At 60.6% G+C, this 21,876-nt stretch carries 16 protein-coding genes and 6 tRNA genes; 8 read left to right on the top strand and 14 right to left on the bottom strand.

Going from position 1 to position 21,876, the window contains the following annotated elements:
• The first annotated feature begins 61 nt into the window (after positions 1-61).
• The 6 genes from pepA to pbpG all read left to right on the top strand — a co-directional run bounded on the left by pepA (position 62) and on the right by pbpG (position 8,234).
• Positions 62-1,570 (top strand): leucyl aminopeptidase, encoded by a 1,509-nt coding sequence (gene pepA, locus ACPDZI_RS18450; RefSeq protein ID WP_076361846.1) that lies wholly within the window; start codon positions 62-64, stop codon positions 1,568-1,570.
• 162 nt (positions 1,571-1,732) lie between these two features.
• Positions 1,733-2,188: a DNA polymerase III subunit chi gene (locus ACPDZI_RS18455; RefSeq protein ID WP_268032140.1), complete on the top strand. Its 456-nt coding sequence runs from the start codon at positions 1,733-1,735 to the stop codon at positions 2,186-2,188.
• 65 nt (positions 2,189-2,253) lie between these two features.
• Positions 2,254-5,106 carry a valine--tRNA ligase gene (locus ACPDZI_RS18460; RefSeq protein ID WP_438833593.1) on the top strand — a complete coding sequence of 951 codons (2,853 nt, stop codon included), beginning with the start codon at positions 2,254-2,256 and terminating at the stop codon, positions 5,104-5,106.
• A gap of 185 nt (positions 5,107-5,291) precedes the next feature.
• Positions 5,292-6,584, top strand: a complete 1,293-nt coding sequence (locus tag ACPDZI_RS18465; protein WP_024946378.1) for a hemolysin family protein — start codon at positions 5,292-5,294, stop codon at positions 6,582-6,584.
• An 18-nt stretch (positions 6,585-6,602) separates the two neighbouring features.
• Positions 6,603-7,268, top strand: coding sequence for a DedA family protein (locus tag ACPDZI_RS18470; RefSeq protein ID WP_011707426.1), 666 nt, complete (start codon positions 6,603-6,605; stop codon positions 7,266-7,268).
• Between the two features lie 138 nt (positions 7,269-7,406).
• A complete protein-coding gene (gene pbpG / locus ACPDZI_RS18475) occupies positions 7,407-8,234 on the top strand; it encodes a D-alanyl-D-alanine endopeptidase (RefSeq protein WP_207137408.1) in 828 nt (275 codons plus the stop codon).
• Between the two features lie 360 nt (positions 8,235-8,594).
• Here pbpG and ACPDZI_RS18480 read toward each other — a convergent pair.
• From ACPDZI_RS18480 to ACPDZI_RS18535, 12 genes are all read right to left on the bottom strand, one after another.
• A tRNA-Arg gene (locus ACPDZI_RS18480) sits at positions 8,595-8,671 on the bottom strand.
• A 28-nt stretch (positions 8,672-8,699) separates the two neighbouring features.
• A tRNA-Arg gene (locus ACPDZI_RS18485) sits at positions 8,700-8,776 on the bottom strand.
• A 28-nt stretch (positions 8,777-8,804) separates the two neighbouring features.
• Positions 8,805-8,881: transfer RNA gene (locus ACPDZI_RS18490), tRNA-Arg, on the bottom strand.
• Between the two features lie 26 nt (positions 8,882-8,907).
• Positions 8,908-8,984, bottom strand: a tRNA-Arg gene (locus ACPDZI_RS18495).
• Positions 8,985-9,083: 99 nt separating this feature from the next.
• A tRNA-Arg gene (locus ACPDZI_RS18500) sits at positions 9,084-9,160 on the bottom strand.
• Between the two features lie 3 nt (positions 9,161-9,163).
• Positions 9,164-9,256 (bottom strand) — tRNA-Ser (locus ACPDZI_RS18505).
• A 214-nt stretch (positions 9,257-9,470) separates the two neighbouring features.
• Positions 9,471-9,659: a carbon storage regulator CsrA gene (csrA, locus tag ACPDZI_RS18510; protein ID WP_005305164.1), complete on the bottom strand. Its 189-nt coding sequence runs from the start codon at positions 9,657-9,659 to the stop codon at positions 9,471-9,473.
• A 93-nt stretch (positions 9,660-9,752) separates the two neighbouring features.
• Entirely contained in the window at positions 9,753-11,000 is a 1,248-nt protein-coding gene (locus ACPDZI_RS18515; RefSeq protein WP_438833594.1) for an aspartate kinase, read from the bottom strand.
• Between the two features lie 16 nt (positions 11,001-11,016).
• Entirely contained in the window at positions 11,017-13,641 is a 2,625-nt protein-coding gene (gene alaS / locus ACPDZI_RS18520) for an alanine--tRNA ligase (RefSeq protein ID WP_207137409.1), read from the bottom strand.
• 295 nt (positions 13,642-13,936) lie between these two features.
• Positions 13,937-14,446 carry a regulatory protein RecX gene (locus tag ACPDZI_RS18525; RefSeq protein WP_438834593.1) on the bottom strand — a complete coding sequence of 170 codons (510 nt, stop codon included), beginning with the start codon at positions 14,444-14,446 and terminating at the stop codon, positions 13,937-13,939.
• A 44-nt stretch (positions 14,447-14,490) separates the two neighbouring features.
• Positions 14,491-15,555 carry a recombinase RecA gene (gene recA / locus ACPDZI_RS18530; RefSeq protein WP_237685105.1) on the bottom strand — a complete coding sequence of 355 codons (1,065 nt, stop codon included), beginning with the start codon at positions 15,553-15,555 and terminating at the stop codon, positions 14,491-14,493.
• 80 nt (positions 15,556-15,635) lie between these two features.
• Positions 15,636-16,127: a CinA family protein gene (locus ACPDZI_RS18535; protein WP_438833595.1), complete on the bottom strand. Its 492-nt coding sequence runs from the start codon at positions 16,125-16,127 to the stop codon at positions 15,636-15,638.
• A gap of 259 nt (positions 16,128-16,386) precedes the next feature.
• Here ACPDZI_RS18535 and mutS point away from each other — a divergent pair, with 259 nt between their 5' ends.
• Positions 16,387-18,969: a DNA mismatch repair protein MutS gene (gene mutS / locus ACPDZI_RS18540; protein ID WP_438833596.1), complete on the top strand. Its 2,583-nt coding sequence runs from the start codon at positions 16,387-16,389 to the stop codon at positions 18,967-18,969.
• Between the two features lie 93 nt (positions 18,970-19,062).
• Here the strand turns inward: mutS and ACPDZI_RS18545 are convergent, their stop codons facing one another.
• Both ACPDZI_RS18545 and ACPDZI_RS18550 read right to left on the bottom strand, forming a co-directional pair.
• On the bottom strand, positions 19,063-20,661 hold the full coding sequence (locus tag ACPDZI_RS18545; RefSeq protein WP_011707434.1) for a BCCT family transporter: 1,599 nt from the start codon (positions 20,659-20,661) through the stop codon (positions 19,063-19,065).
• A 9-nt stretch (positions 20,662-20,670) separates the two neighbouring features.
• A complete protein-coding gene (locus ACPDZI_RS18550; protein ID WP_011707435.1) occupies positions 20,671-21,198 on the bottom strand; it encodes a hypothetical protein in 528 nt (175 codons plus the stop codon).
• Positions 21,199-21,361: 163 nt separating this feature from the next.
• Between ACPDZI_RS18550 and ACPDZI_RS18555 the strand changes: the two genes are divergently transcribed.
• Positions 21,362-21,841 (top strand): MarR family winged helix-turn-helix transcriptional regulator, encoded by a 480-nt coding sequence (locus ACPDZI_RS18555; RefSeq protein ID WP_011707436.1) that lies wholly within the window; start codon positions 21,362-21,364, stop codon positions 21,839-21,841.
• Positions 21,842-21,876 lie beyond the last annotated feature (35 nt).

Consider the following 21,876-nt stretch of genomic DNA (forward strand, 5'->3'; position numbering starts at 1 on the left):
CCAACAAGCACCGCATTATTCAATAAAAGGTGCCTTTTGTCTTTAGGATGTAGGAGATTCCATGGAGTTCAGTGTAAAGAGTGGCAGTCCTGAGAAGCAACGCAGTGCCTGCGTCGTGGTCGGCGTATTCGAGCCGCGTCGCCTCTCTCCGGTTGCCGAACAACTGGACAAGATCAGCGATGGCTACATCAGTTCGCTGCTGCGCCGTGGCGACCTGGAAGGGAAACCAGGCCAGATGCTGTTGCTGCATCAAGTACCGGGCGTGCTCAGTGAGCGCGTGCTGCTGGTCGGTTGCGGCAAGGAGCGGGAACTCGACGAACGCCAGTACAAGCAGATCATCAACAAGACCATCACCACCCTCAACGAAACCGGCTCCATGGAAGCGGTCTGCTTCCTGACCGAGCTGCACGTCAAGGGACGGGATACCTATTGGAAGGTGCGCCAGGCGGTGGAAACCACCAAGGCGGGCCTCTACAGTTTCGATCAGTTCAAGACCAACAAGGCCGAGCCGCGCCGTCCGCTGCGCAAGCTGGTATTCAACGTGCCGACGCGTCGGGAACTGACCATTGGTGAAAAAGCCATCGCCCACGGTCTGGCCGTGGCGAAAGGGGTGCGCGTCTGTCGCGACGTGGCCAACATGCCGCCCAATGTCTGCAATCCGGCCTATCTCGCCTCCCAGGCCCGTCGTCTGGCCGATGCCTTCGACAACATCACCACCAAGGTGATCGGCGAGCAGGAGATGGCCGAGCTTGGCATGAACTCCTATCTGGCGGTGGCCCGCGGCTCCGACAACGAAGCCATGATGGCCATCATCGAGTACAAGGGTCATCCGGATGCCAAGCCCATCGTGCTGGTCGGCAAGGGACTGACCTTCGACTCTGGCGGCATTTCCATCAAGCCGGCCGAGGGCATGGACGAGATGAAGTACGACATGGGTGGCGCCGCCTCCGTGCTCGGTACCATGCACGCCCTGGCCCAGCTGCAGCTGCCCATCAACGTCATCGGCGTGCTGGCGGGCTGCGAGAACATGCCGGGTGGCAACGCCTATCGCCCAGGCGACATCCTCACCTCCATGTCCGGTCAGACCATCGAAGTGCTGAATACCGATGCGGAAGGCCGCCTGGTGCTGTGCGATGCGCTGACCTACGTGGATCGTTTTGATCCAGAAACCGTGATCGACGTGGCCACCCTGACCGGAGCCTGCATCATCGCCCTGGGTCACCACACCACGGGTCTCCTGGCCAACCACAACCCGCTGGCCCACGAGCTGCTCAATGCCTCCGAGCAGGCGGGTGATCGCGCCTGGCGTCTGCCGCTGTTCGACGAGTATCAGGAACAGCTGGAGAGTCCGTTTGCCGACATGGCCAACATTGGCGGCCGCCCGGCCGGTACCATCACCGCCGCCGCCTTCCTGTCACGCTTCACCAAGAAGTACAACTGGGCACACCTGGATATCGCCGGGACCGCCTGGAAGAGTGGCAAGGACAAAGGCTCCACCGGGCGTCCGGTGCCCCTGCTGACCCAGTTCCTGCTGAACCGGTCAGGGGTGGTCATCGAAGAGAAGGAGTAACCCTTTTATCCCGTTCGATGCGAGCATCAAACGGGATGGCGTTACCCTGAATCACAAGGAAGAGGCCCGCCTCTTCCTTGTTTCATTGAGGGTTGGCAGGAATATCCCCTGCCCATCCTTACCGGCGGTCAATAGTCCGTCACCGCAAACGGGATCAACCTGATGAGCCAAGTGACCTTTTACCTGATGAGCGAGCAGGATGACGCGCAGGCTTCGGCCGTCGAACGCCTCGCCTGCCAGCTCGTAGCCGATAGCTGGGGTGCGGGCCATCTTTACCTGCTGTGCGACGACGAAGCGCAGGCCCTGCGCCTCGACGAGCTGCTGTGGCAGCTACCGCCGGAGCGCTTCGTGCCGCACCAGTTGCAGGGCGAGAGCGGTCAGGCACCGGTGGAGATCGGCCATCAGCCGCCACGGCGGCGCTATGCCTGCCTCATCAATCTGGCCAAACAGACACCTTTGTTTGCAGGACACTTCGCTCAAGTGGTAGATTTTGTCCCCACTGACGAAACGCAAAAGCAGCAAGCCCGCGAGCGCTACAAGCACTATCGCCAGGCAGGCCACGCCCTCGAGATGAGGGATCAGCCCGTCCTTGCCGCACCGGATCCGGCGCAGCCCTGACTGTGCCACCCTCGATCCACGACGAATCAACACCAGAATCCATCCATCCAGAATACGGCGAGACCATGGAAAAGACTTTTAATCACAACGCCATCGAACAGGCGCTCTATCAGCACTGGGAAGCCCAGGGTTACTTCAAGCCCCACGGCGACACCAGCAAAGACTCCTTCTGCATCATGATCCCGCCGCCGAACGTCACCGGCAGCCTGCACATGGGTCATGCCTTCCAGCAGACCCTGATGGACACTCTGATCCGCTACAACCGCATGCAGGGCAAGAACACCCTGTGGCAGGCAGGTACCGACCACGCCGGTATCGCCACCCAGATGGTAGTTGAGCGCAAGATCGCCGCAGAAGAGGGCAAAACTCGCCACGATTACGGCCGGGAAGCCTTCATCGACAAGATTTGGCAGTGGAAGGAAGAGTCCGGTGGCACCATCACCCGCCAGATGCGTCGTCTGGGTGACTCCGTGGATTGGGAGCGCGAGCGCTTCACCATGGATGAGGGTCTTTCCGCCGCCGTACAGGAAGTGTTCGTTCGTCTCTACGAAGATGGCCTGATGTACCGTGGCAAGCGTCTGGTGAACTGGGATCCGAAACTCAACACCGCCATCTCCGATCTTGAAGTGGAAAACCGCGAGATAAAGGGCCACATGTGGCACCTGCGCTACCCGCTGGCCAACGGTGCAAAGACTGCTGAAGGCCAGGATCACCTGATCGTCGCCACCACCCGTCCGGAAACCATGCTGGGTGATACCGCCGTTGCGGTAAACCCGGAAGACCCGCGCTACAAGGCGCTGATCGGTCAGCACATTCTGCTGCCACTGGTGAATCGTCTGATCCCCATCGTCGCCGACGAGCACGCCGACATGGAGAAGGGCACCGGCTGCGTGAAGATCACCCCGGCCCACGACTTCAACGACAACGAAGTGGGCAAGCGCCACAACCTGCCGATGATCAACATCTTCACCCTGGACGCCCACGTGCGTGCCGAGGCCGAAGTGGTCGACAGCAACGGCAACCCCAGCACCGCCTATGACGCCGCCCTGCCGACCGAGTTCGCCGGGATGGAGCGCTTCGCCGCCCGCAAGGCCATCGTCGCCAAGCTGGACGAGCTGGGCCTCTTGGCCGAGATCAAGGATCACGTGCTGCAGCAGCCTTACGGCGATCGCGGTGGAGTCCCCATCGAGCCGATGCTGACCGACCAGTGGTACGTGCGCGTGGCACCGATGGCCAAGACCGCCATCGAGGCGGTGGAAGATGGCCGCATCCAGTTCGTGCCGAAACAGTACGAAAACATGTACTTCTCCTGGATGCGCGACATTCAGGACTGGTGCGTCTCCCGTCAGCTGTGGTGGGGTCACCGCATCCCGGCTTGGTATGACGATGCCGGCAACGTCTACGTAGGCCGCAACGAAGACGAAGTGCGTGCCAAGCACAGCATCCCGTCCGTGACCGTGCTGCGTCAGGACGAAGACGTGCTCGACACCTGGTTCAGCTCCGCCCTGTGGACCTTCTCCACCCTGGGCTGGCCGAACAACACCGAGGCACTCAAGACCTTCCACCCGACCGACGTATTGATGAGCGGCTTCGACATCATCTTCTTCTGGATTGCCCGGATGATCATGATGACCATGCACTTCATCAAGGACGAAAACGGCCAGCCGCAAGTCCCGTTCAAGACCGTCTATATCACCGGCCTCATCCGTGACGAAGAGGGCCAGAAGATGTCCAAGTCCAAGGGCAACGTGCTGGACCCGCTCGACATGATCGACGGCATCTCGCTGGAAGATCTGCTGGAGAAGCGCACCGGCAACATGATGCAGCCGCAGATGGCCGAGAAGATCGGCAAGCGTACCGCCAAGCAGTTCCCGGAAGGGATCGAGGCCCACGGTACCGACGCCCTGCGCTTCACCCTGGCGGCGCTGGCCTCTACCGGTCGTGACATCAACTGGGACATGAAGCGCCTGGATGGCTACAACAACTTCTGCAACAAGCTGTGGAACGCCTCCCGCTATGTGCTGATGAACACCGAAGATCAGGATTGCGGTTTTGCCGGTGGCGAAATGCAGTTCAGCCTAGCGGATCGCTGGATCCAGTCCCAGCTGCAAGTGGCCATCCGTGACTTCCGTACCGCCCTCGATACCTACCGCTTCGACATCGCGGCTGGCGTGCTGTACGAATTTATCTGGAACCAGTTCTGTGACTGGTATCTGGAGCTGACCAAGCCGGTGCTGACCAAGGGTTCCGAGGCCGAGCAGCGCGCTGCCCGCCATACCTTGGTGACCGTGCTGGAAACCCTGCTGCGTCTGGCGCACCCGATCATCCCGTTCATCACCGAGACCATCTGGAAATCGGTCGCTCCGCTGGCTGGCGTACACGCCGACACCATCATGATTCAGGCCTTCCCGGAGTTCGACGCCGCCAAGGTGGACGAAGCCGCGATGGCGGATCAGGAGTGGGTGAAGGAGTTCATCGTCAGCATCCGCAACATCCGCGCCGAGATGAACGTGGCGCCGAGCGTGCCCCTGAACGTGCTGCTCCAGTGCGATGCCAAGGATGCCCAGCGCGCCGCTGACAACGAGGCCTTCCTCAAGTCGCTGGCCCGTCTGGAGTCCATCCGCGTACTGGCGGACGGTGAAACCGCCCCGCTGTCAGTGAAGAAGCTGATCGGTACCACCGAGCTGATGATCCCGATGGCCGGTCTCATCGACAAGGATGCCGAGCTGGCCCGTCTGGCCAAAGAGGTTGCCCGTCTGGTGGGCGAGTGCGGCCGGATCGAAGGCAAGCTTGGCAACGAAGCCTTCGTCGCCAAGGCGCCGGAAGCGGTCATCGCCAAAGAGCGCGAGAAGCTGGAAGATTACCGTCTCCAGCTGACCAAGCTGGAAGCCCAGCAGGCCGAGATCGCCGCGCTGTAAGCCGGATTTGACTTGGTAAAAGCCCCCTCCTGCAGGGGGCTTTTTATTGCCCGCCCGCCGCCCCCCGCGCTTTTTGCGCTTCTTCATGCAAAATTAGCGAGCCAAATCACCCGCTTTCACAAGCGCATCGCCCCCAAATTCATTACACTGCCAGCGATCTTTTCTACTCGGAGTGCTGTTGCAGTATGGAAATATTGATCCTGTTTGGATTGATTTTGCTTAATGGCGTCTTCGCCATGTCGGAAATCGCCATCGTCACCGCGCGCAAGGCCCGCCTCAGCAAGATGGTCAGCGAAGGGAGCCGTTCTGCCGCCATCGCCCTCAAACTGAGTGAAGATCCGACCCATTTTCTCTCCGCGGTGCAGATCGGCATCACCAGTATCGGTCTGCTCAACGGTATCTACGGCGAATCCCTGCTGGCCCAGCCACTGGCGCTCTGGCTGCAAGAGTGGGGCATGACCCCCAAGAGCAGCAGTCTGCTCGCCACCGTACTGGTCATCGTGGTGGTCACCTATCTCTCCATCGTCATCGGCGAGCTGGTGCCCAAGCGGCTCGGCCAGCTCAGCGCCGAACGCATCGCCTGCCTGGTAGCCCGCCCCATGATGTGGCTGGCGGCGCTTACCCGCCCCTTTGTCTGGCTGCTGTCGGCTTCCACCAAGGCCAGCCTGCGCATCCTGCGCGTCAGCCAGGACGGTGGCGCCAACGTGACCCAGGAGGAGATCCACGCCATGTTGGTGGAGGGTTCGGAGGCCGGGATCATCGAGGATCATGAACACACCATGCTGCGCAATGTGTTCCGACTCGACGAGCGCAGCCTCTCGTCACTGATGGTGCCGCGCAGCGACATCCGTTATCTCGACCTCGCCCTGCCGCTGGAGGTGAACCTGCAGCGACTGGTGGAGTATCGCCACAGCTTCTTCCCGGTCTGTGACGGCAGCCTGTCGGAACTGGTGGGCATCATCAACGTCAGCAAGGTGCTGCACGCCTACATCAAGGGAGAGCCCATCGATCTGGCGGCGCTGACCCAGGATGGCAGCCTGCTGCCGGAGACCCTGAACGGCCTCGAGCTGCTCAACCACTTCCGTACCCACTCAGAGCACATGGTGCTGGTGGTGGACGAATATGGCGAGCTGCAGGGACTGGTCACCCAGCAGGATCTGCTGGAGACCCTGGCCGGCGACTTCCAGCAGGAGGACGGCGACGACAACTGGGCATTCCAGCGTACCGATGGCAGCTGGCTGCTCGACGGCCTCATTCCGCTGCCGGAGCTGAAGGACTGTCTGGGACTGGTTCGGCTACCGGAAGAAGAAAAACATCACTATCACACCCTCGGAGGGCTTATCATGCTGCTCCTTGGCCGCGTTCCCCAGACCGGAGATCTGGTCACGCTGGAACAGTGGCAACTGGAAATTGTTGACATGGATGGTCTGCGCATCGACAAAGTGCTGGCCATGCCCTTGCTTGATCAACCCAGCTAACCTGCGGAGTTTGCAACTATGGAGCAGTTTTACCAACTGGCTCACGCCTTTATGCATCAGGATCTGGTGACGTTATCCGATCCCAAGATGGCCTTCATGGTCTGCGGCGTGTTATTGACGTTTCTGGTGCTGGAGAATGGCTTCATCCCCACCGCCTTTCTGCCCGGCGACAGCCTGTTGATCCTGACCGGAGTGCTCATCTATCAGGACGTGCTCTCCCTTGGGGTGATCCCGCTGCTGATCCTGGCCACCTTCGTCGGCACCTGGCTCGGTTACATGCAGGGGCGTTTCCTGGGCCACACCCAGCTCTACCACCGGCTGCTGTCCCATGTGGAAGAGAGGCACCAGCAGAAGGTGTATTACCTGCTCGACAAATACGGCATCGTGACCCTGATCACCGCCCGCTACATCGCCTTCGTACGCACCGCCTATCCCTATATCGTCGGCGCGACCGAGCTGCCCCAGGGGCGCTTTCTCATCGTCAATCTGGTCAGCTCCATCATGTGGATCTGCCCGCTGGTCGGCTTTGGCTACTTCCTGAGCCACACCAAGCTGGCGTCCGAGTATCAGTCCCAGTTCCTCAGCATCATTCTCTGCCTGCCTATCGTACTGCTGGTCGGCGGTCTCATCGCGCTGATCTGGCGCTGGCTGAGCAAACGCAAAGCCAGTGCGCCACGGGATTGAGACAAATACACAGGGCCATCGCAAGATGGCCCTTTTTTTAGCTAAATAATGGCGATTTACCCGCTGGCACTCTTGTCAAGCGAGGGTAAAAATGAGTGAATCTAGCGCCTTTTTTTCGACGTGAATGGAGTCGGTAGTATGCGGTGTCGGGTTAGCGCTATGGCGCTGGTTTATGCATTGGTTGGACTGCTGGGATTGCCAGCAGCATTGGCTGCCCCCAACCCGGCCAAACTGCAGCTGCAATCGAGCAGCGCGCTGGTGATGGATGTCGGTACGGGCAAGACCCTGTACCAGAAGAATGCCACCCGGGTGCGCCCCATCGCCTCGATCACCAAGCTGATGACGGCACTGGTGGTGCTGGATGCCCGTCAGGATCTCGGCCAGACCCTGACCATCGATCAGAACGACAGAGACGCCATCAAGCACACCTATTCGCGGGTACGCATGGGCACCCAGGTATCGCGCCGCGATGCCCTGCACCTGGCACTGATGTCGTCGGAGAACCGCATGGCCTCGGCGCTTGCCCGTCACTATCCCGGTGGACGCCCCGCCTTCGTGCGGGCCATGAACAACAAGGCCAAGCAGCTGGGCATGCGCAACAGCCGCTTCTATGACTCCACCGGCCTGTCGACTCGCAACGTCTCCACCGCCCAGGATCTGGCCAAGCTCATCGCCGCCGCCTATCGCCAGCCGTTGATCCGCGAGTTCACCCAGGACACCAGCAAGGACATGCGCTTTCGCACCCCTGCCTACAGCCTGATGTTCAACAACACCAACCCGCTGGTGAAGAACCCGGACTGGGATGTGCGCCTCTCCAAGACCGGCTTTACCGACGAGGCGGGCCGCTGCCTGCTGATGCGCGCCAAGCCGGACAACCGCGAGCTGGCCATCGTGCTGCTCAACTCGGTGGGCAAACGCACCCCCATCGGCGATGCCAACCGCATTCGCAAGTGGCTGAAAAGCTGATCCCGTACCACGGGGATGAAAAAGGATGCTGCGGCATCCTTTTTTATTGCCCGCAAATCGCCTCTGCGCCCATCTGGGGACAGTAATCACAAAGGAGGATAAAGGGTTGCCTCAGGCAAGGAGACAGCCATACGACGCGATACCGTGAACGTGAGGGGGAGAAGATGGCAAGGGTACACGACAAGGGAGCGCGTCATGCAGGCATAGGAGCCTTCGTCACGCTGTTGTTGGGCTGAGACCAAGACGGATGACGGCTGTCGAGCCAAACGGGAGGAGACCAAGAGCTGAGCCGTGTCAGCCCTTCCGGTGGCATGGCATATAAAAAAACAGCCCCGACCGAGGTCGAGGCTGTCTTCTGTATGGTGCGCCCGAGAGGATTCGAACCTCTGACCACCTGGTTCGTAGCCAGGTACTCTATCCAGCTGAGCTACGGGCGCTCATCAACTTTTGGTACTGCTTTCAATATGGTGCGCCCGAGAGGATTCGAACCTCTGACCACCTGGTTCGTAGCCAGGTACTCTATCCAGCTGAGCTACGGGCGCTCACAAACTTTTGGTACTGCTTTCAAAATGGTGCGCCCGAGAGGATTCGAACCTCTGACCACCTGGTTCGTAGCCAGGTACTCTATCCAGCTGAGCTACGGGCGCTCATAAACTTTTGATTTTGCTTTAAATGGTGCGCCCGAGAGGATTCGAACCTCTGACCACCTGGTTCGTAGCCAGGTACTCTATCCAGCTGAGCTACGGGCGCCCTGATTTAAAGCGATAAAAAAAGCTTACTCAACAGTAAGCCTTTTTCGGGTGTACCGGCTTGCTGATTGCCAGTACATGACTCATCGTGAGTCTAATATGGTGCGCCCGAGAGGATTCGAACCTCTGACCACCTGGTTCGTAGCCAGGTACTCTATCCAGCTGAGCTACGGGCGCAAATGGCGGAGAAGGGGGGATTCGAACCCCCGATGCGGGTATAAGCCGCATACTCCCTTAGCAGGGGAGCGCCTTCAGCCTCTCGGCCACCTCTCCGTTTGCGGGGCTGATAATACTTCACAGGGATTTTTAGTCAAACACTTTTTTGGAGAAAAAAGCGCGTTCGCTCAGCATTTGGCCAAAGAGTGGAATATTCAAGCAATATCGACACTTATCCCGCTCTTTTGCTCCCTGCTGCACGTTTTTCAGCACCCCAGAAAAACAAAAGGCGACACATGAGGTGTCGCCTTGTCACAGCCATTAATGCCGCTTAGAAACCGGATTGGCCCGGAACTTTCTCGGCCTGGATGCGCTGGTAGATCTCTTCGCGGTGTACGGAGACCTCTTTCGGTGCGTTCACACCGATACGAACCTGATTGCCTTTTACGCCCAGTACGGTGACAGTCACTTCGTCACCAATCATCAGGGTTTCCCCTACACGACGAGTCAAAATAAGCATTCGCTTGCTCCTGTATCCTGTTTTGTATTTATATCGATATGCGACATTATCTTACAAAGATACCGATATGGTAAATGGTTGAAACTAAATCAATCAGGGATTGTTTCCCAAGGGCTGCTCATGAGGCTCCTGATCCAGCCCAAAAGCGGAGTGCAAAGCACGCACTGCCAGCTCCAGGTACTTCTCGTCAATCACCACGGATATCTTGATTTCAGAGGTGGAAATCAACTGCATGTTGATCCCCTCCCCGCCCAATACCTTGAACATGGTGCGGGCGACGCCAGGATGGTTCCACATCCCGACTCCGACGATGGAAACCTTGGCGATCTCACCGTTGCCCTGCACGCAGGCGGCCCCCAGCTCGCTGGCGGTCTCCTCCAGCAGGGCGCGCGCCCGGCGATAGTCATCGCGATTCACCGTGAAGGTGAAGTCGGCGGTCCCATCGCCCAGCGTGTTCTGCACTATCATGTCGACATCAATGTTGGCGTCGCTGATCGGATTCAGGATCTGCGCGGCCACGGTGGGCCTGTCCGGCACACCCAGAATGGTCAGGCTCGCCTCGTTGCGATTGAATGCTATCCCGGATACCAGGGGAGCTTCCATCCTCTCACCTCCATATGTGATTAAGGTTCCCTCTCCATCGACAAAGCTCGACAGCACCCGCAGCGGTACGCGGTACTTGCCCGCGAACTCCACCGAACGGATCTGCAGCACCTTGGCGCCGAGACTGGCCATCTCCAGCATCTCCTCGAAGGTGATGGTATCGAGACGGCGCGCCTTGGGCTCGATGCGCGGATCCGTTGTATAGACCCCATCCACATCGGTAAAGATCTGGCATTCATCGGCCTTGATGGCCGCCGCCACGGCCACCGCCGTGGTATCAGAACCACCGCGGCCCAGCGTCGTGATGGCATTGTGCTCGTCACGGCCCTGGAAGCCGGCGATCACCACCACCTTGCCCGCGCCCAGTTCAGCCTGAACCTGCTCGGTGTCGATGTGGGTGATGCGCGCCTTGCCATAAGCGGAATCGGTATGAATGCGAACCTGATCGCCGGTCATTGAGACCGCAGGACAACCGCGTTTGTTCAACGCGATCGCCAGCAGCGCTATGGTGACCTGTTCACCGGTGGAGACCAGCACGTCCATCTCGCGCCGATTGGCATCAGGATCCAGCTGCTGGGCCATGCCCAGCAACCGGTTGGTTTCGCCCGACATGGCGGAGACAACCACCACCACGTCATGTCCCTGGGCGCGAGTCTGCTCGACCCGCTCAGCTACCGCCTCGATCCGCTCCAGCGTGCCGACCGAGGTGCCGCCGTACTTCTGTACATAGAGTGCCACAGATCACCTCGCCCGATTACAGGCGCTCTTCCAGCCAGGAGTGTACGGATTGCAGGGCTGCCGGCACCGCCTCGGGCTGGGTACCACCCGCCTGGGCCATGTCGGGACGACCGCCGCCCTTGCCACCCACCTGCTGGGCGACCAGATTGACCAGCTCACCGGCCTTGACCTTGCCGGTCAGGTCGTTGGTGACGCCCGCGATCAGGTTGACCTTGCCCTCGCCACTGGTAGCCAGCAGCACGACACCGGACTTCATCTGGTTCTTCAGTTCGTCCAGCATGCCGCGCAGGGATTTCGGATCGGCCCCTTCCAGCGCTGCAACCAGCACCTTCTGACCCTTGATCTCGATGACCTGACCCAGCAGGTCGTTACCGGCCTGAGCGGCCAGCTTGGCCTTGAGCTGCTCCAGCTCGCGCTCCATCATCTTGGCCTTGTCCAACACCTGGCGAATCTTGTCGGCGATGCAGAACTGGTCACCTTTCACCAGTGCGGCAGCCTCTTCGATCTGCTCGCCGACTTGATGCATGAAGTCGATGGCGGCCTTGCCGGTCACAGCTTCGATACGGCGCACGCCGGCGGCGATGCCGCTCTCGGCGATGATCTTGAAGAAGCCGATGTCACCGGTACGCTTGGCGTGAGTACCGCCGCACAGCTCGGTGGAGTAGTCACCCATACGCACCACGCGCACGTCGTCTTCGTATTTCTCACCAAACAGTGCCATGGCGCCGGCCGACTTGGCGGCTTCCAGGTCCATCAGCTGGGTGGTGATTTCGTGGTTGGCGCGGATCTGGTTGTTGACCAGCTCCTCGACCCGGCGAATGGTCGCCATGGTCATCCCCTCGAAGTGGGAGAAGTCAAAGCGCATGCGCTCGGCACCCACCAAAGAGCCTTTCTGGGTCACGTGCTCACCCAGCGCCTGACGCAGGGCAGCGTGCAGCAGGTGGGTCACGGAGTGGTTCAGGGCGATGGCCTGGCGACGCTCGCCATCGACCACGGCTTCGACCTCGGCCCCTTTCTCCAGGGTACCCAGCTCCATGTAGCCCTTGTGGATGATCGCCTTGCCCGCTTTGACGGTATCGGTCACGGCAAAGATGCCGTCGTCCACTTTCAGGGTACCGCTGTCGCCGATCTGGCCGCCGGACTCGGCGTAGAAGGGGGTCTGCTCCAGCACGATGACCGCTTCGTCACCGGCGATGAGACCGCTCACCTCGTCCACCCCCTTGTAGATGCCGACCACGCGAGTGCGATCGCTCAGGGTCTTGTAACCGGTGAAGGGAGTCTCGAAATCGAGCTTGAGCATCTCGTTGTAGTTCACGCCGAAGCTGGAGGCCTCTTTGGCGCGAGCACGCTGCTTCTCCATCTCGGCCTTGAAGCCCTCTTCGTCGATGCCGATCTCGCGCTCGCGTACCACGTCGGCAGTCAGGTCGGCCGGGAAACCGTAAGTGTCATAGAGCTTGAACACCACCTCGCCCGGAATAACCTTGGCATCGCCGAGATTGGCCAGAGCGTCTTCCAGCAGCAGCAGGCCTCTGTCCAGAGTGCGGACGAACTGCTCCTCTTCGATACGTAGCACGCGCTCGACCAGCGGCAGCTGGGCGATCAGCTCGGCAGCAACATCCTTCATCTGCACTGCCAGCTCGGCAGCCAGTTTGTAGAAGAACACTTCGGTAGCGCCCAGCTTGCGACCGTGACGCACGGCGCGGCGGATGATACGACGCAGCACGTAGCCACGACCTTCGTTGGACGGCATCACGCCATCTGCCACCAGGAAGGCGCAGGAGCGGATGTGGTCGGCGATGACGCGCAGGGACTGGTTGCTCAGATCGGTGGTGCCGACGATCTCGGCCGCTTTCTTGATCAGCGCCTGGAAGATGTCGATTTCGTAGTTGGAGTGCACACCCTGCATGATGGCGGAGATACGCTCCAGACCCATGCCGGTATCCACGGACGGACGCGGCAGCGGCTCCATGGTGCCGTCAGCCTGACGGTTGAACTGCATGAACACCACGTTCCAGATCTCGATGAAACGGTCGCCATCTTCTTCCGGTGAGCCGGGACGGCCACCCCAGATGTGATCGCCGTGGTCGTAGAAGATCTCGGTGCAGGGACCGCACGGACCGGTATCGCCCATCGCCCAGAAGTTGTCGGAAGCGTACGGGGCGCCCTTGTTGTCACCGATGCGTACGATGCGATCGGCCGGCACACCGACCTCTTTTTCCCAGATGTCGAAAGCTTCATCGTCAGTCGCGTAGACGGTCACCAGCAGGCGCTCTTTCGGCAGCTGCAGCACCTCGGTCAGGAAACCCCATGCAAACTTGATGGCATCCTGCTTGAAGTAGTCGCCAAAGCTGAAGTTGCCCAGCATTTCGAAGAAGGTGTGGTGACGAGCGGTATAGCCGACGTTTTCCAGATCGTTGTGCTTACCACCGGCACGCACGCAACGCTGGGAAGTCGTCGCGCGATTGTAGGCACGCTTGTCTGCGCCAAGGAACACGTCCTTGAACTGGTTCATACCCGCGTTGGTAAACAACAGGGTCGGGTCGTTATGCGGTACCAGCGAGCTGGAGGAGACAACCTGGTGCCCCTGGGAACGGAAATACTCGAGAAACGCGGCGCGAATCTCTGACGTGGACATATACATGGAAAATCCTGCTTGATTCGAATACGGACTTTTAACCGCATTAATGTAAGTTTTCTGCGGGGTAAAGTAAAACGGACAGGGCCGCCACGGGTGAAAAAGCGCGCATAAACGGGCCAGAAAAGAGCGCCACTGCTCACAGTGGCTTTTTTCACTGTCGAGAGGCAAAAAAGCAGCGCAGAAAGAGGGATGAGATGAACAAAAGGCGGCTTTTTCGGAATTGCGCTCGCAACCTACTGAGCCGGCAGGAAAAACCTGCCACAAGAAGAGGTAAAACGACTGTTGCCACGTAGTGGCGTTACTCCTCCCGATCCTGCAGGGCCGAGATGGCATAACGGGCCTGCTCCTGGGTAAAGCCGCGCCCCAGCAGATATTTGAGCCACTTCATCCGCAGCTTGAAATCGGCCAGATCGGCAATTTTTGCCCGTCGCTCCAGCAGTTCGAAGGCAAGCTCGAACCAGTCCAGCTCCGGCTGCTCAAAGGCGGCATCGATCTGGCCATCGTTCAGTCCCTTGCGACGCAGGTCGAAACGGATCTTGAGCGGGCCATGTCCCTTGGCGGCACCGGCCCGCACCGCCATGGCACCATAGCGTTCGTCATTGACCCAGTTGTAACCGCGGCAGTAGTCGACCACCGCCTCGATCACCTCTTCCTGATAGCCCTGCTGGCGCAAGCGTCTGGCCAGCTCCGACTCGGCACTCTCGCGGCGGGCCAGACTGCGCATGGCATAGCCGCGGGCAGCGGCCAGCTGTTCAGCAAAAGTCGGCTCGGCGGGCTCGAGCGGTTCGGTCACGGATTCATCTACCATCATAAATAACAAGGCCGGGTATCTACCCGGCCTTCCTTTGTTCCTTATTCGAACTCTTGTTCGCTTTCGGCATCGAACTCTTCTGCCTCAACCGATGCAGCCTTGTCATCGACAGGTACGGCACCGGAGAGCAGAAGCTCGCGCAGGCGGGCTTCCACTTCGCCAGCCAGCGCCTTGTTCTCGGCGAACAGCTTCATCACGTTGGCTTTGCCCTGACCAATCTTCTCGCCGTTGTAGCTGTACCAGGCACCGGCCTTGTCGATCAGCTTGTGCTTGACGCCCAGATCCACCAGCTCGCCCTCTTTGGAGATACCGGCACCGTAGAAGATCTGGAATTCGGCCTGCTTGAAGGGCGGGGCCACCTTGTTCTTGACCACTTTGACGCGGGTCTCATTACCGACCACTTCGTCACCTTCCTTGATGGCGCCGATGCGACGGATATCCAAACGCACGGAGGCGTAGAACTTGAGCGCGTTACCACCCGTGGTGGTCTCCGGGCTGCCGAACATGACGCCGATTTTCATCCGGATCTGGTTGATGAAGATACACAGGCAGTTGGCGTTCTTGATGTTGGCGGTCAGCTTGCGCAGCGCCTGGGACATCAGACGGGCCTGCAGGCCAACGTGGGAGTCACCCATCTCGCCTTCGATTTCCGCTTTCGGAGTCAGGGCAGCCACGGAGTCGACGATGATGACGTCAACGGCGTTGGAGCGAACCAGCATGTCGCAGATCTCCAGCGCCTGTTCACCGGTATCCGGCTGGGAGATCAGCAGGTCGTCGACGTTGACGCCCAGCTTGGCGGCATAGATGGGATCCAGCGCGTGCTCCGCATCGACGAAGGCACAGGTCTTGCCCTTCTTCTGTGCTTCGGCGATCACCTGCAGGGTCAGCGTGGTTTTACCGGAAGATTCCGGACCATAGATCTCGACGATACGACCGCACGGCAGACCACCGATGCCCAGCGCCACGTCCAGGGAGAGGGAGCCGGTGGAGATGGCTTCGATATCCATGGTCTTGCTGTCGCCCAGACGCATGATGGAGCCTTTGCCAAACTGCTTTTCGATTTGACCCAGCGCAGCCGCCAGTGCCTTCTGTTTGTTCTGATCCATGCCAATCTCCGCTGGAAATCGTGAGTAAGAAGTGAAGTTGGGCTAAGTATACTGTCTATTCATACAGTATCAAGCCCAATTTATCTGAGCAGGGCCAACAGACCCGACAAGGCCTGTCTCACCGCTTGCTGGCGCACCTGCCGGCGATCCCCGTCGAAGCGGGCCAGCAGAGACTGGTGACGGCCGTTGCGATCGGCCCAGGCAAACCAGACGGTGCCGACCGGCTTGCCCTCAGTTGCGCCGCCAGGGCCGGCGATGCCACTGATAGCAACGCTGATGGCGGCAGAGGAGTGCGCCAGTGCACCGCGGGCCATCTCCAGCACCACGACTTCGCTCACTGCGCCGTGCAGCTCCAGGCTCTCGTCGCTCACCCCCAACATCTGCTGCTTGGCCTCGTTGGTGTAGGTGACAAATCCGCGATCGAACCAGCCGGAGCTGCCCGCGATATCGGTGATGGCGCTGGCCACCCCGCCGCCAGTACAGGATTCGGCAGTCGCCGCCAGCCAGCCCCGCTGACCGAGGGCTCGCCCCAGCTCGATGGCAAGGTGCTCTATCTCTGCATCCAGTTTCATCACGACTCCTGCTGATCCGCTCAAGGGGCACATTATGCGATCCCGCTACCACCGCCCGCAACCATGGCAGGCCGCTGCGGCTACCGCCCTTGCCTGCCGCAATGGGGAGCCGCTCCGAAGCCATGCCTTCAATAGTGCAGAGCAGCCACGCTGGAACACCCGCTCCCCCGGCGCGACGCTTATGTGTAGAATGGCGCCATCAAGTTCAAGGCTCATCACCGCAGACACTGGCCCGCAGAGGCCCCTTCTGGAATCGCACATGACCGCACAACACCAAGCTACCGGCACCGCGCCAGGCGCCAATCTCAGCGCCCACACGCCCATGATGCAGCAGTATCTGACCCTCAAGGCCGAGAACCCGGAGATCCTGCTGTTCTACCGGATGGGCGACTTCTACGAGCTGTTCTATGACGATGCCCGCAAGGCCTCCCAGCTGCTCGACATCTCCCTGACCAAGCGCGGCCAGTCGGCCGGCAGCCCCATCCCGATGGCGGGGGTGCCCTATCACGCCATCGAGGGTTATCTGGCCAAGCTGGTACAGCTCGGCGAATCTGCCGCCATCTGCGAACAGGTGGGGGATCCCGCCACCAGCAAGGGGCCGGTGGAGCGCAAGGTCATTCGTATCATCACCCCGGGCACCGTCTCCGACGAGGCGCTGCTCAGCGAGCGGCAGGACAACCTGATCGCCGCCGTCTACCACGATGGCCGCCGCTTCGGCTACGGCACCATGGACATCGGCTCCGGCCGCTTCTTCATCAATCAGTTCGAGAAAGAAGAGACCCTGCTGGCGGAGCTGCAACGCACCAATCCGGCCGAGCTGCTCTACCCCGAATCGTTCGAGTTTCTGCACCACGTCGAGGGTCGCCGCGGCCTGCGTCGCCGCCCGGAGTGGGAGTTTGAGCTGGGCACCGCCCGCAAGCTGCTCTGCCAGCAGTTCGGCACCCAGGATCTGGTGGGATTTGGCGTCGAACAGAGCGAGACCGCCCTGTGCGCCGCCGGCTGCCTGATGCAATATGTGAAAGATACCCAGCGCACCGCCCTGCCCCACATCCGCAACGTGCGCCTCGAGCAGCCCGATCATGCGGTCATCATGGATGCCGCCACCCGCCGCAATCTGGAACTGACCCAGAATCTGGCCGGCGGCCATGACAACACCCTCTCCGCCGTGCTCGATTGCACCGCCACGCCGATGGGCAGCCGCCTGCTCAAGCGCTGGATCCATCAGCCGATCCGCGATCGGGTGATCCTGAAAGGTCGCCAGAGCACCATCAAGGAGCTCATCGAACAAAACCTCTATGACGAGCTGGGCGGATTGCTGCGTCAGGTCGGCGATGTGGAGCGGGTGCTGGCGCGTCTGGCCCTGCGCTCGGCCCGTCCGCGCGACCTCACCCGCCTGCGGCAGGCCTTCGCTCAGTTGCCGGAGCTGCAACAGCTGCTGGCGGAGAGCGAGCACGAGGCGGTGCTGCAGCTGCGCGATCGTGCCAGCACCTTCCCCGAACTGCTCGACCTGCTGGAGCGTGCCGTGATGGAGGTGCCGCCGGTGCTGATCCGCGATGGCGGCGTCATCCGTGACGGCTTCAACCAGGAGCTGGACGAACTGCGGGATCTGGCCAACGGCGCCACCGCCAGCCTGGCCCGCATAGAGGAGCGCGAGCGACTGCTGACCGGCATCAACACCCTCAAGGTGGGTTACAACAAGGTGCACGGCTTCTACATCGAGGTGAGCCGCGCCAACAGCCACCTGGTGCCAGCCCACTACATCCGCCGCCAGACTCTCAAGAACAACGAACGCTACATCATCGACGAACTTAAAAAGTACGAGGACAAGGTACTCACCGCCCAGGCCCAGGCGCTGGCGCTGGAAAAACGCCTCTACGAAGAGCTGCTCGATGCCCTGCTGCCCCACCTCGGCGATCTGCAGGAGTCCGCCGCCGCGCTGGCGGAGCTGGACGTGCTGGCCAACCTGGCCGAGCGGGCCGAGACCTTGGACTACCGCTGCCCGACGCTCATCGATGAGGATCAAATCCTGATCGAGGCGGGCCGCCATCCGGTGGTGGAGCAAGTGATGACAGACCCCTTTATCGCCAACCCGATCCGGCTTGAGAGGGAGCGGCGGATGCTGATCATCACCGGCCCCAACATGGGCGGCAAATCGACCTACATGCGCCAGACTGCGCTGATCGTGCTGCTGGCCCATATCGGCGCCTTCGTGCCGGCCGACAGCGCCCGTATCGGCCCCATCGACCGCATCTTCACCCGCATCGGGGCGTCGGATGATCTCGCTTCCGGCCGCTCCACCTTTATGGTGGAGATGACCGAGACCGCCAACATCCTCAACAACGCCACCGCCCGCAGTCTGGTGCTGATGGACGAGATAGGTCGCGGCACCAGTACCTATGACGGTCTCTCGCTGGCATGGGCCTGCGCCGAACAGCTGGCAAGCAAGATTGGCGCCTACACCCTGTTCGCTACCCACTACTTCGAGCTGACCCGTCTGCCGGAGCTCATGGAAGGGCTGGCCAACGTCCACCTCGATGCGGTGGAGCACGGCGACACCATCGCCTTTATGCACGCGGTGCAGGAAGGCGCAGCCAGCCGTTCCTACGGCCTGCAGGTGGCGGCACTGGCGGGGGTGCCCAAATCGGTGATCCAGCAGGCCCGTCACAAACTGCACGAGCTGGAAAGCGCTACCCCGGTGGCCGCTGGCGAATTTCGCCCAGCCCCGGTGGCCATGGCGCCCCAGAGCCATCCGGTAGTCGATGAGCTGGAAGCGGTGCGCCCGGACGAGCTCACCCCCCGTCAGGCGCTGGATCTGCTCTATCGTCTCAAACAGATGCTGTGACCAGCGGCAGCTGATCAGCCATGAAAAAGGGGAACCGCGAGGTTCCCCTTTTTCATGGCTGCTTGATGGCAGCCTCAACAGGAGGCAGCCAGGTCAGGCCGGCCCGATCCGCTCCAGCAGGCTCATGTGGGTTGAACCGTCGTGACGCTTGAGCTTTTGTCGGTATTCGAACTGGTGCTGGCTCTCCTGCTTGAGCCCCAGCATCAGCGAGTAGCACATGGCCAGCATGATCACCGAGAAGGGCAGCGCCGCTATGATGCTGGCGGCCTGCAGGGCGGCCAGCCCGCCGGAGACCAGCAGGATGGCGGCCACCAGCCCCTGACCCAGCCCCCAGATGGCGCGGTGCAGCACGGGAGGATCCTGATCGCCAATGGAGAGCAGGGTCGTAATCACCAGGGTGCCCGAGTCACTGGAGGTGATGAAGTAGGTACAGATCAGCAGGGTCAGCACCCCCTTGGCGATCCAGCCGAAGGTTTCCCAGTGCAGCAATTCCACCGTCTGGTAGAGCGCCAGGGTCACGTCCTGATTGACCGCGGCCACCACGCCGCCACCGCCGAACAGCTCCAGATTCATGGCGGTACCGCCGAACACGGTGAGCCAGAACATGCCGAGCAGCGAGGGCACCAGCAGCACGCCGAGCACGAATTCGCGGATGGTACGCCCCTTGGAGATGCGGGCGATGAACATGCCGACAAACGGCGCCCACGCAATCCACCAACCCCAGTAGAAGGCGGTCCAGCTCGACTGCCAGGCCGAGGTGCCGTTGGCCTCGGTGTTGGTCCAGAAGCTCAGCTTGACGATGTTTTGCAGGTAATCACCGATGTTCTGCACATAGGCGTTGAGGATGTAGGTGGTCGGCCCCAGCACCAGGAAGAGACCCAACACGAACACGCTCAGCCAAATATTGAGCTCGGAGAGCAGCTTGACCCCCCGTCCGACCCCGGAGACCGCCGACAGGGTGGCGATCAGGCTGATGCCGCCGATGAGCCAGAGCTGGTTCGCTTGCGATACCTCCATGCCGAACATCTGGTTGAGGCCGGTATTCATCTGGGAGACCCCCAGCCCAAGAGAGGTGGCCACCCCGAACACGGTGCCAAACACAGCCAGCACGTCGGCGGCATGACCCCAGAAGCCGTAGATGCGATCGCCGAGCAGCGGATAGAGCACGGAGCGGATGGCCAGCGGCAGCTTGCGCCGATAACTGAAGAAGGCGAGCGACAGGCCGACGATCACGTAGATGGCCCAGGGATGCAGGCCCCAATGGAAGAAGGTGAGGCGCATGGCGATCTGGGCTGCCTCCGGGGTCATCCCTTCGGTGATGAAGGGATTGCCCTGCAGGTGGTTCATCGGCTCGGCGATGCTCCAGAACACCAGGCCTATGCCCATGCCGGCGCTGAACAGCATGGCGAACCAGGCGAAGTAGCCGAACTCCGGTACCTGGTCGTCGTCACCCAGCCGGATGCTGCCAAAGCGGCTGAACATCAGGTAGACAGCGAAGAACAGGAACAGGGCGACCACCAGAATGTAGTACCACTTGAACCCGGCAATGATCTGATCCTTGGCGCCGACAAACCAGCTGGCGGCGGTTTCGGGGACGAACACCCCAAACAGCAGGAACAGGGTGATGACGGTGAGCGCCGTCATGGCCATGGTCGGGTTGAGGCCTTTGAATAGCCCTTTGCTTGCTCTCATCTGGCCTCCTTAGTCGTTGTTGAAAAAGTCTTCACCTACGTGATCGCCGGCACCGCCGATGGCGCGGTAGACCAGCTTGCCGGCCGTCTGCACCCGGTGGTCCACCAGGCTGACCGAAGGCTGGCCATTCACCGCATGACGCTTGCCGAGGAAGATGGCCATGGGCACGCCCAGGTTGGAGATGCCGCTGGTGATCCAGAGCCGGTTGAAGTCGTAGGATCCGCCGATGAACTCCAGCTGGGCCAGACCGGTATCAAGGCCGGTCAGATAGAAGTTCATCGCGCTCTCGTCCGGGAAGAGGTGCACCAGCACATAGGCGTAACGCAATTCATTCACCAACTCCTTTAGGTTGAAAGAACCAGTCTCACTGCAGGAGAGGGGCAGTTCACCATCGTAGTGGTGCACCTTGAGGTTGTTGGGGTCTTCGTCATAGGCAGGCTGGTAACGCACGAAAGCCGAGGTATCAGGCAGTTCATAACGCACTCTGACCACCCGAAGGTCGGCCGCCAGCGACTTGATGTCCAGTTCGTCACTCATCATCTTGCTCCTCAAAGGTCGGGTCAAAATTCGGAAAATGCCCGCTAACCTAACACAAAAATGATTAGAGCAGAAATCATTACAGTAAAAACCATATTGACCTTGTGACGAATTAGGCGGAGAATTTTGCGCCTCTCAACAGCCCCTCGACGATTCGTTCCCCATGGAAAAACATGATGAAGTGCTGGTCGCCCTGCGCCAGATAATTCGTGCCATCGACATGCACTCCAAGCGCTTGATCAAGGAGGCCGGCCTGACCTCGCCCCAGCTCTTGCTGCTCAAGGGGATCGACGAGCTGGGCCAGATCTCCATGCGCCAGCTGGCGGATCACACCAACATGAGCCAGGCCACCGCCACCACCATCATGGACCGCCTCGAGAGCCGCCAGCTGGTGCAGCGCATCCGCAGCGAAACCGACAAGCGCAAGGTGCATGCGACGCTGACTGACGCAGGCCGTGCCCTGCTGGCCCAGGCGCCTACCCCGCTGCAGGAGCGCTTCATCCAGCGCTTTCAGGCACTTGAGGTCTGGGAGCAGACCCTGTTGCTCTCTTCCCTGCAGCGCATCTCGGCCATGATGAATGCCGACGAGATAGACGCGGCCCCGGTGCTGAGCGTCCGGCCCCTCACCGAGGAGCGGGCATAAAAAAGCTCCCGTTCGGGAGCTTTTTTATGGGCCGG

Source organism: Aeromonas oralensis (assembly GCF_049665575.1).
Taxonomy (GTDB): domain Bacteria; phylum Pseudomonadota; class Gammaproteobacteria; order Enterobacterales; family Aeromonadaceae; genus Aeromonas; species Aeromonas hydrophila.

Excerpts from the sequence above, each read along its gene's own strand:
- mutS (WP_438833596.1), top strand. The coding sequence starts at position 16,387 with ATGACCGCACAACACCAAGCTACCGGCACCGCGCCAGGCGCCAATCTC.
- alaS (WP_207137409.1), bottom strand. The coding sequence starts at position 13,641 with ATGTATATGTCCACGTCAGAGATTCGCGCCGCGTTTCTCGAGTATTTC.
- ACPDZI_RS18460 (WP_438833593.1), top strand. The coding sequence starts at position 2,254 with ATGGAAAAGACTTTTAATCACAACGCCATCGAACAGGCGCTCTATCAG.
- ACPDZI_RS18470 (WP_011707426.1), top strand. The coding sequence starts at position 6,603 with ATGGAGCAGTTTTACCAACTGGCTCACGCCTTTATGCATCAGGATCTG.
- pepA (WP_076361846.1), top strand. The coding sequence starts at position 62 with ATGGAGTTCAGTGTAAAGAGTGGCAGTCCTGAGAAGCAACGCAGTGCC.
- csrA (WP_005305164.1), bottom strand. The coding sequence starts at position 9,659 with ATGCTTATTTTGACTCGTCGTGTAGGGGAAACCCTGATGATTGGTGAC.
- ACPDZI_RS18545 (WP_011707434.1), bottom strand. The coding sequence starts at position 20,661 with ATGAGAGCAAGCAAAGGGCTATTCAAAGGCCTCAACCCGACCATGGCC.
- recA (WP_237685105.1), bottom strand. The coding sequence starts at position 15,555 with ATGGATCAGAACAAACAGAAGGCACTGGCGGCTGCGCTGGGTCAAATC.
- pbpG (WP_207137408.1), top strand. The coding sequence starts at position 7,407 with ATGCGGTGTCGGGTTAGCGCTATGGCGCTGGTTTATGCATTGGTTGGA.
- ACPDZI_RS18525 (WP_438834593.1), bottom strand. The coding sequence starts at position 14,446 with ATGGTAGATGAATCCGTGACCGAACCGCTCGAGCCCGCCGAGCCGACT.
- ACPDZI_RS18455 (WP_268032140.1), top strand. The coding sequence starts at position 1,733 with ATGAGCCAAGTGACCTTTTACCTGATGAGCGAGCAGGATGACGCGCAG.
- ACPDZI_RS18465 (WP_024946378.1), top strand. The coding sequence starts at position 5,292 with ATGGAAATATTGATCCTGTTTGGATTGATTTTGCTTAATGGCGTCTTC.
- ACPDZI_RS18555 (WP_011707436.1), top strand. The coding sequence starts at position 21,362 with ATGGAAAAACATGATGAAGTGCTGGTCGCCCTGCGCCAGATAATTCGT.
- ACPDZI_RS18535 (WP_438833595.1), bottom strand. The coding sequence starts at position 16,127 with ATGAAACTGGATGCAGAGATAGAGCACCTTGCCATCGAGCTGGGGCGA.
- ACPDZI_RS18550 (WP_011707435.1), bottom strand. The coding sequence starts at position 21,198 with ATGAGTGACGAACTGGACATCAAGTCGCTGGCGGCCGACCTTCGGGTG.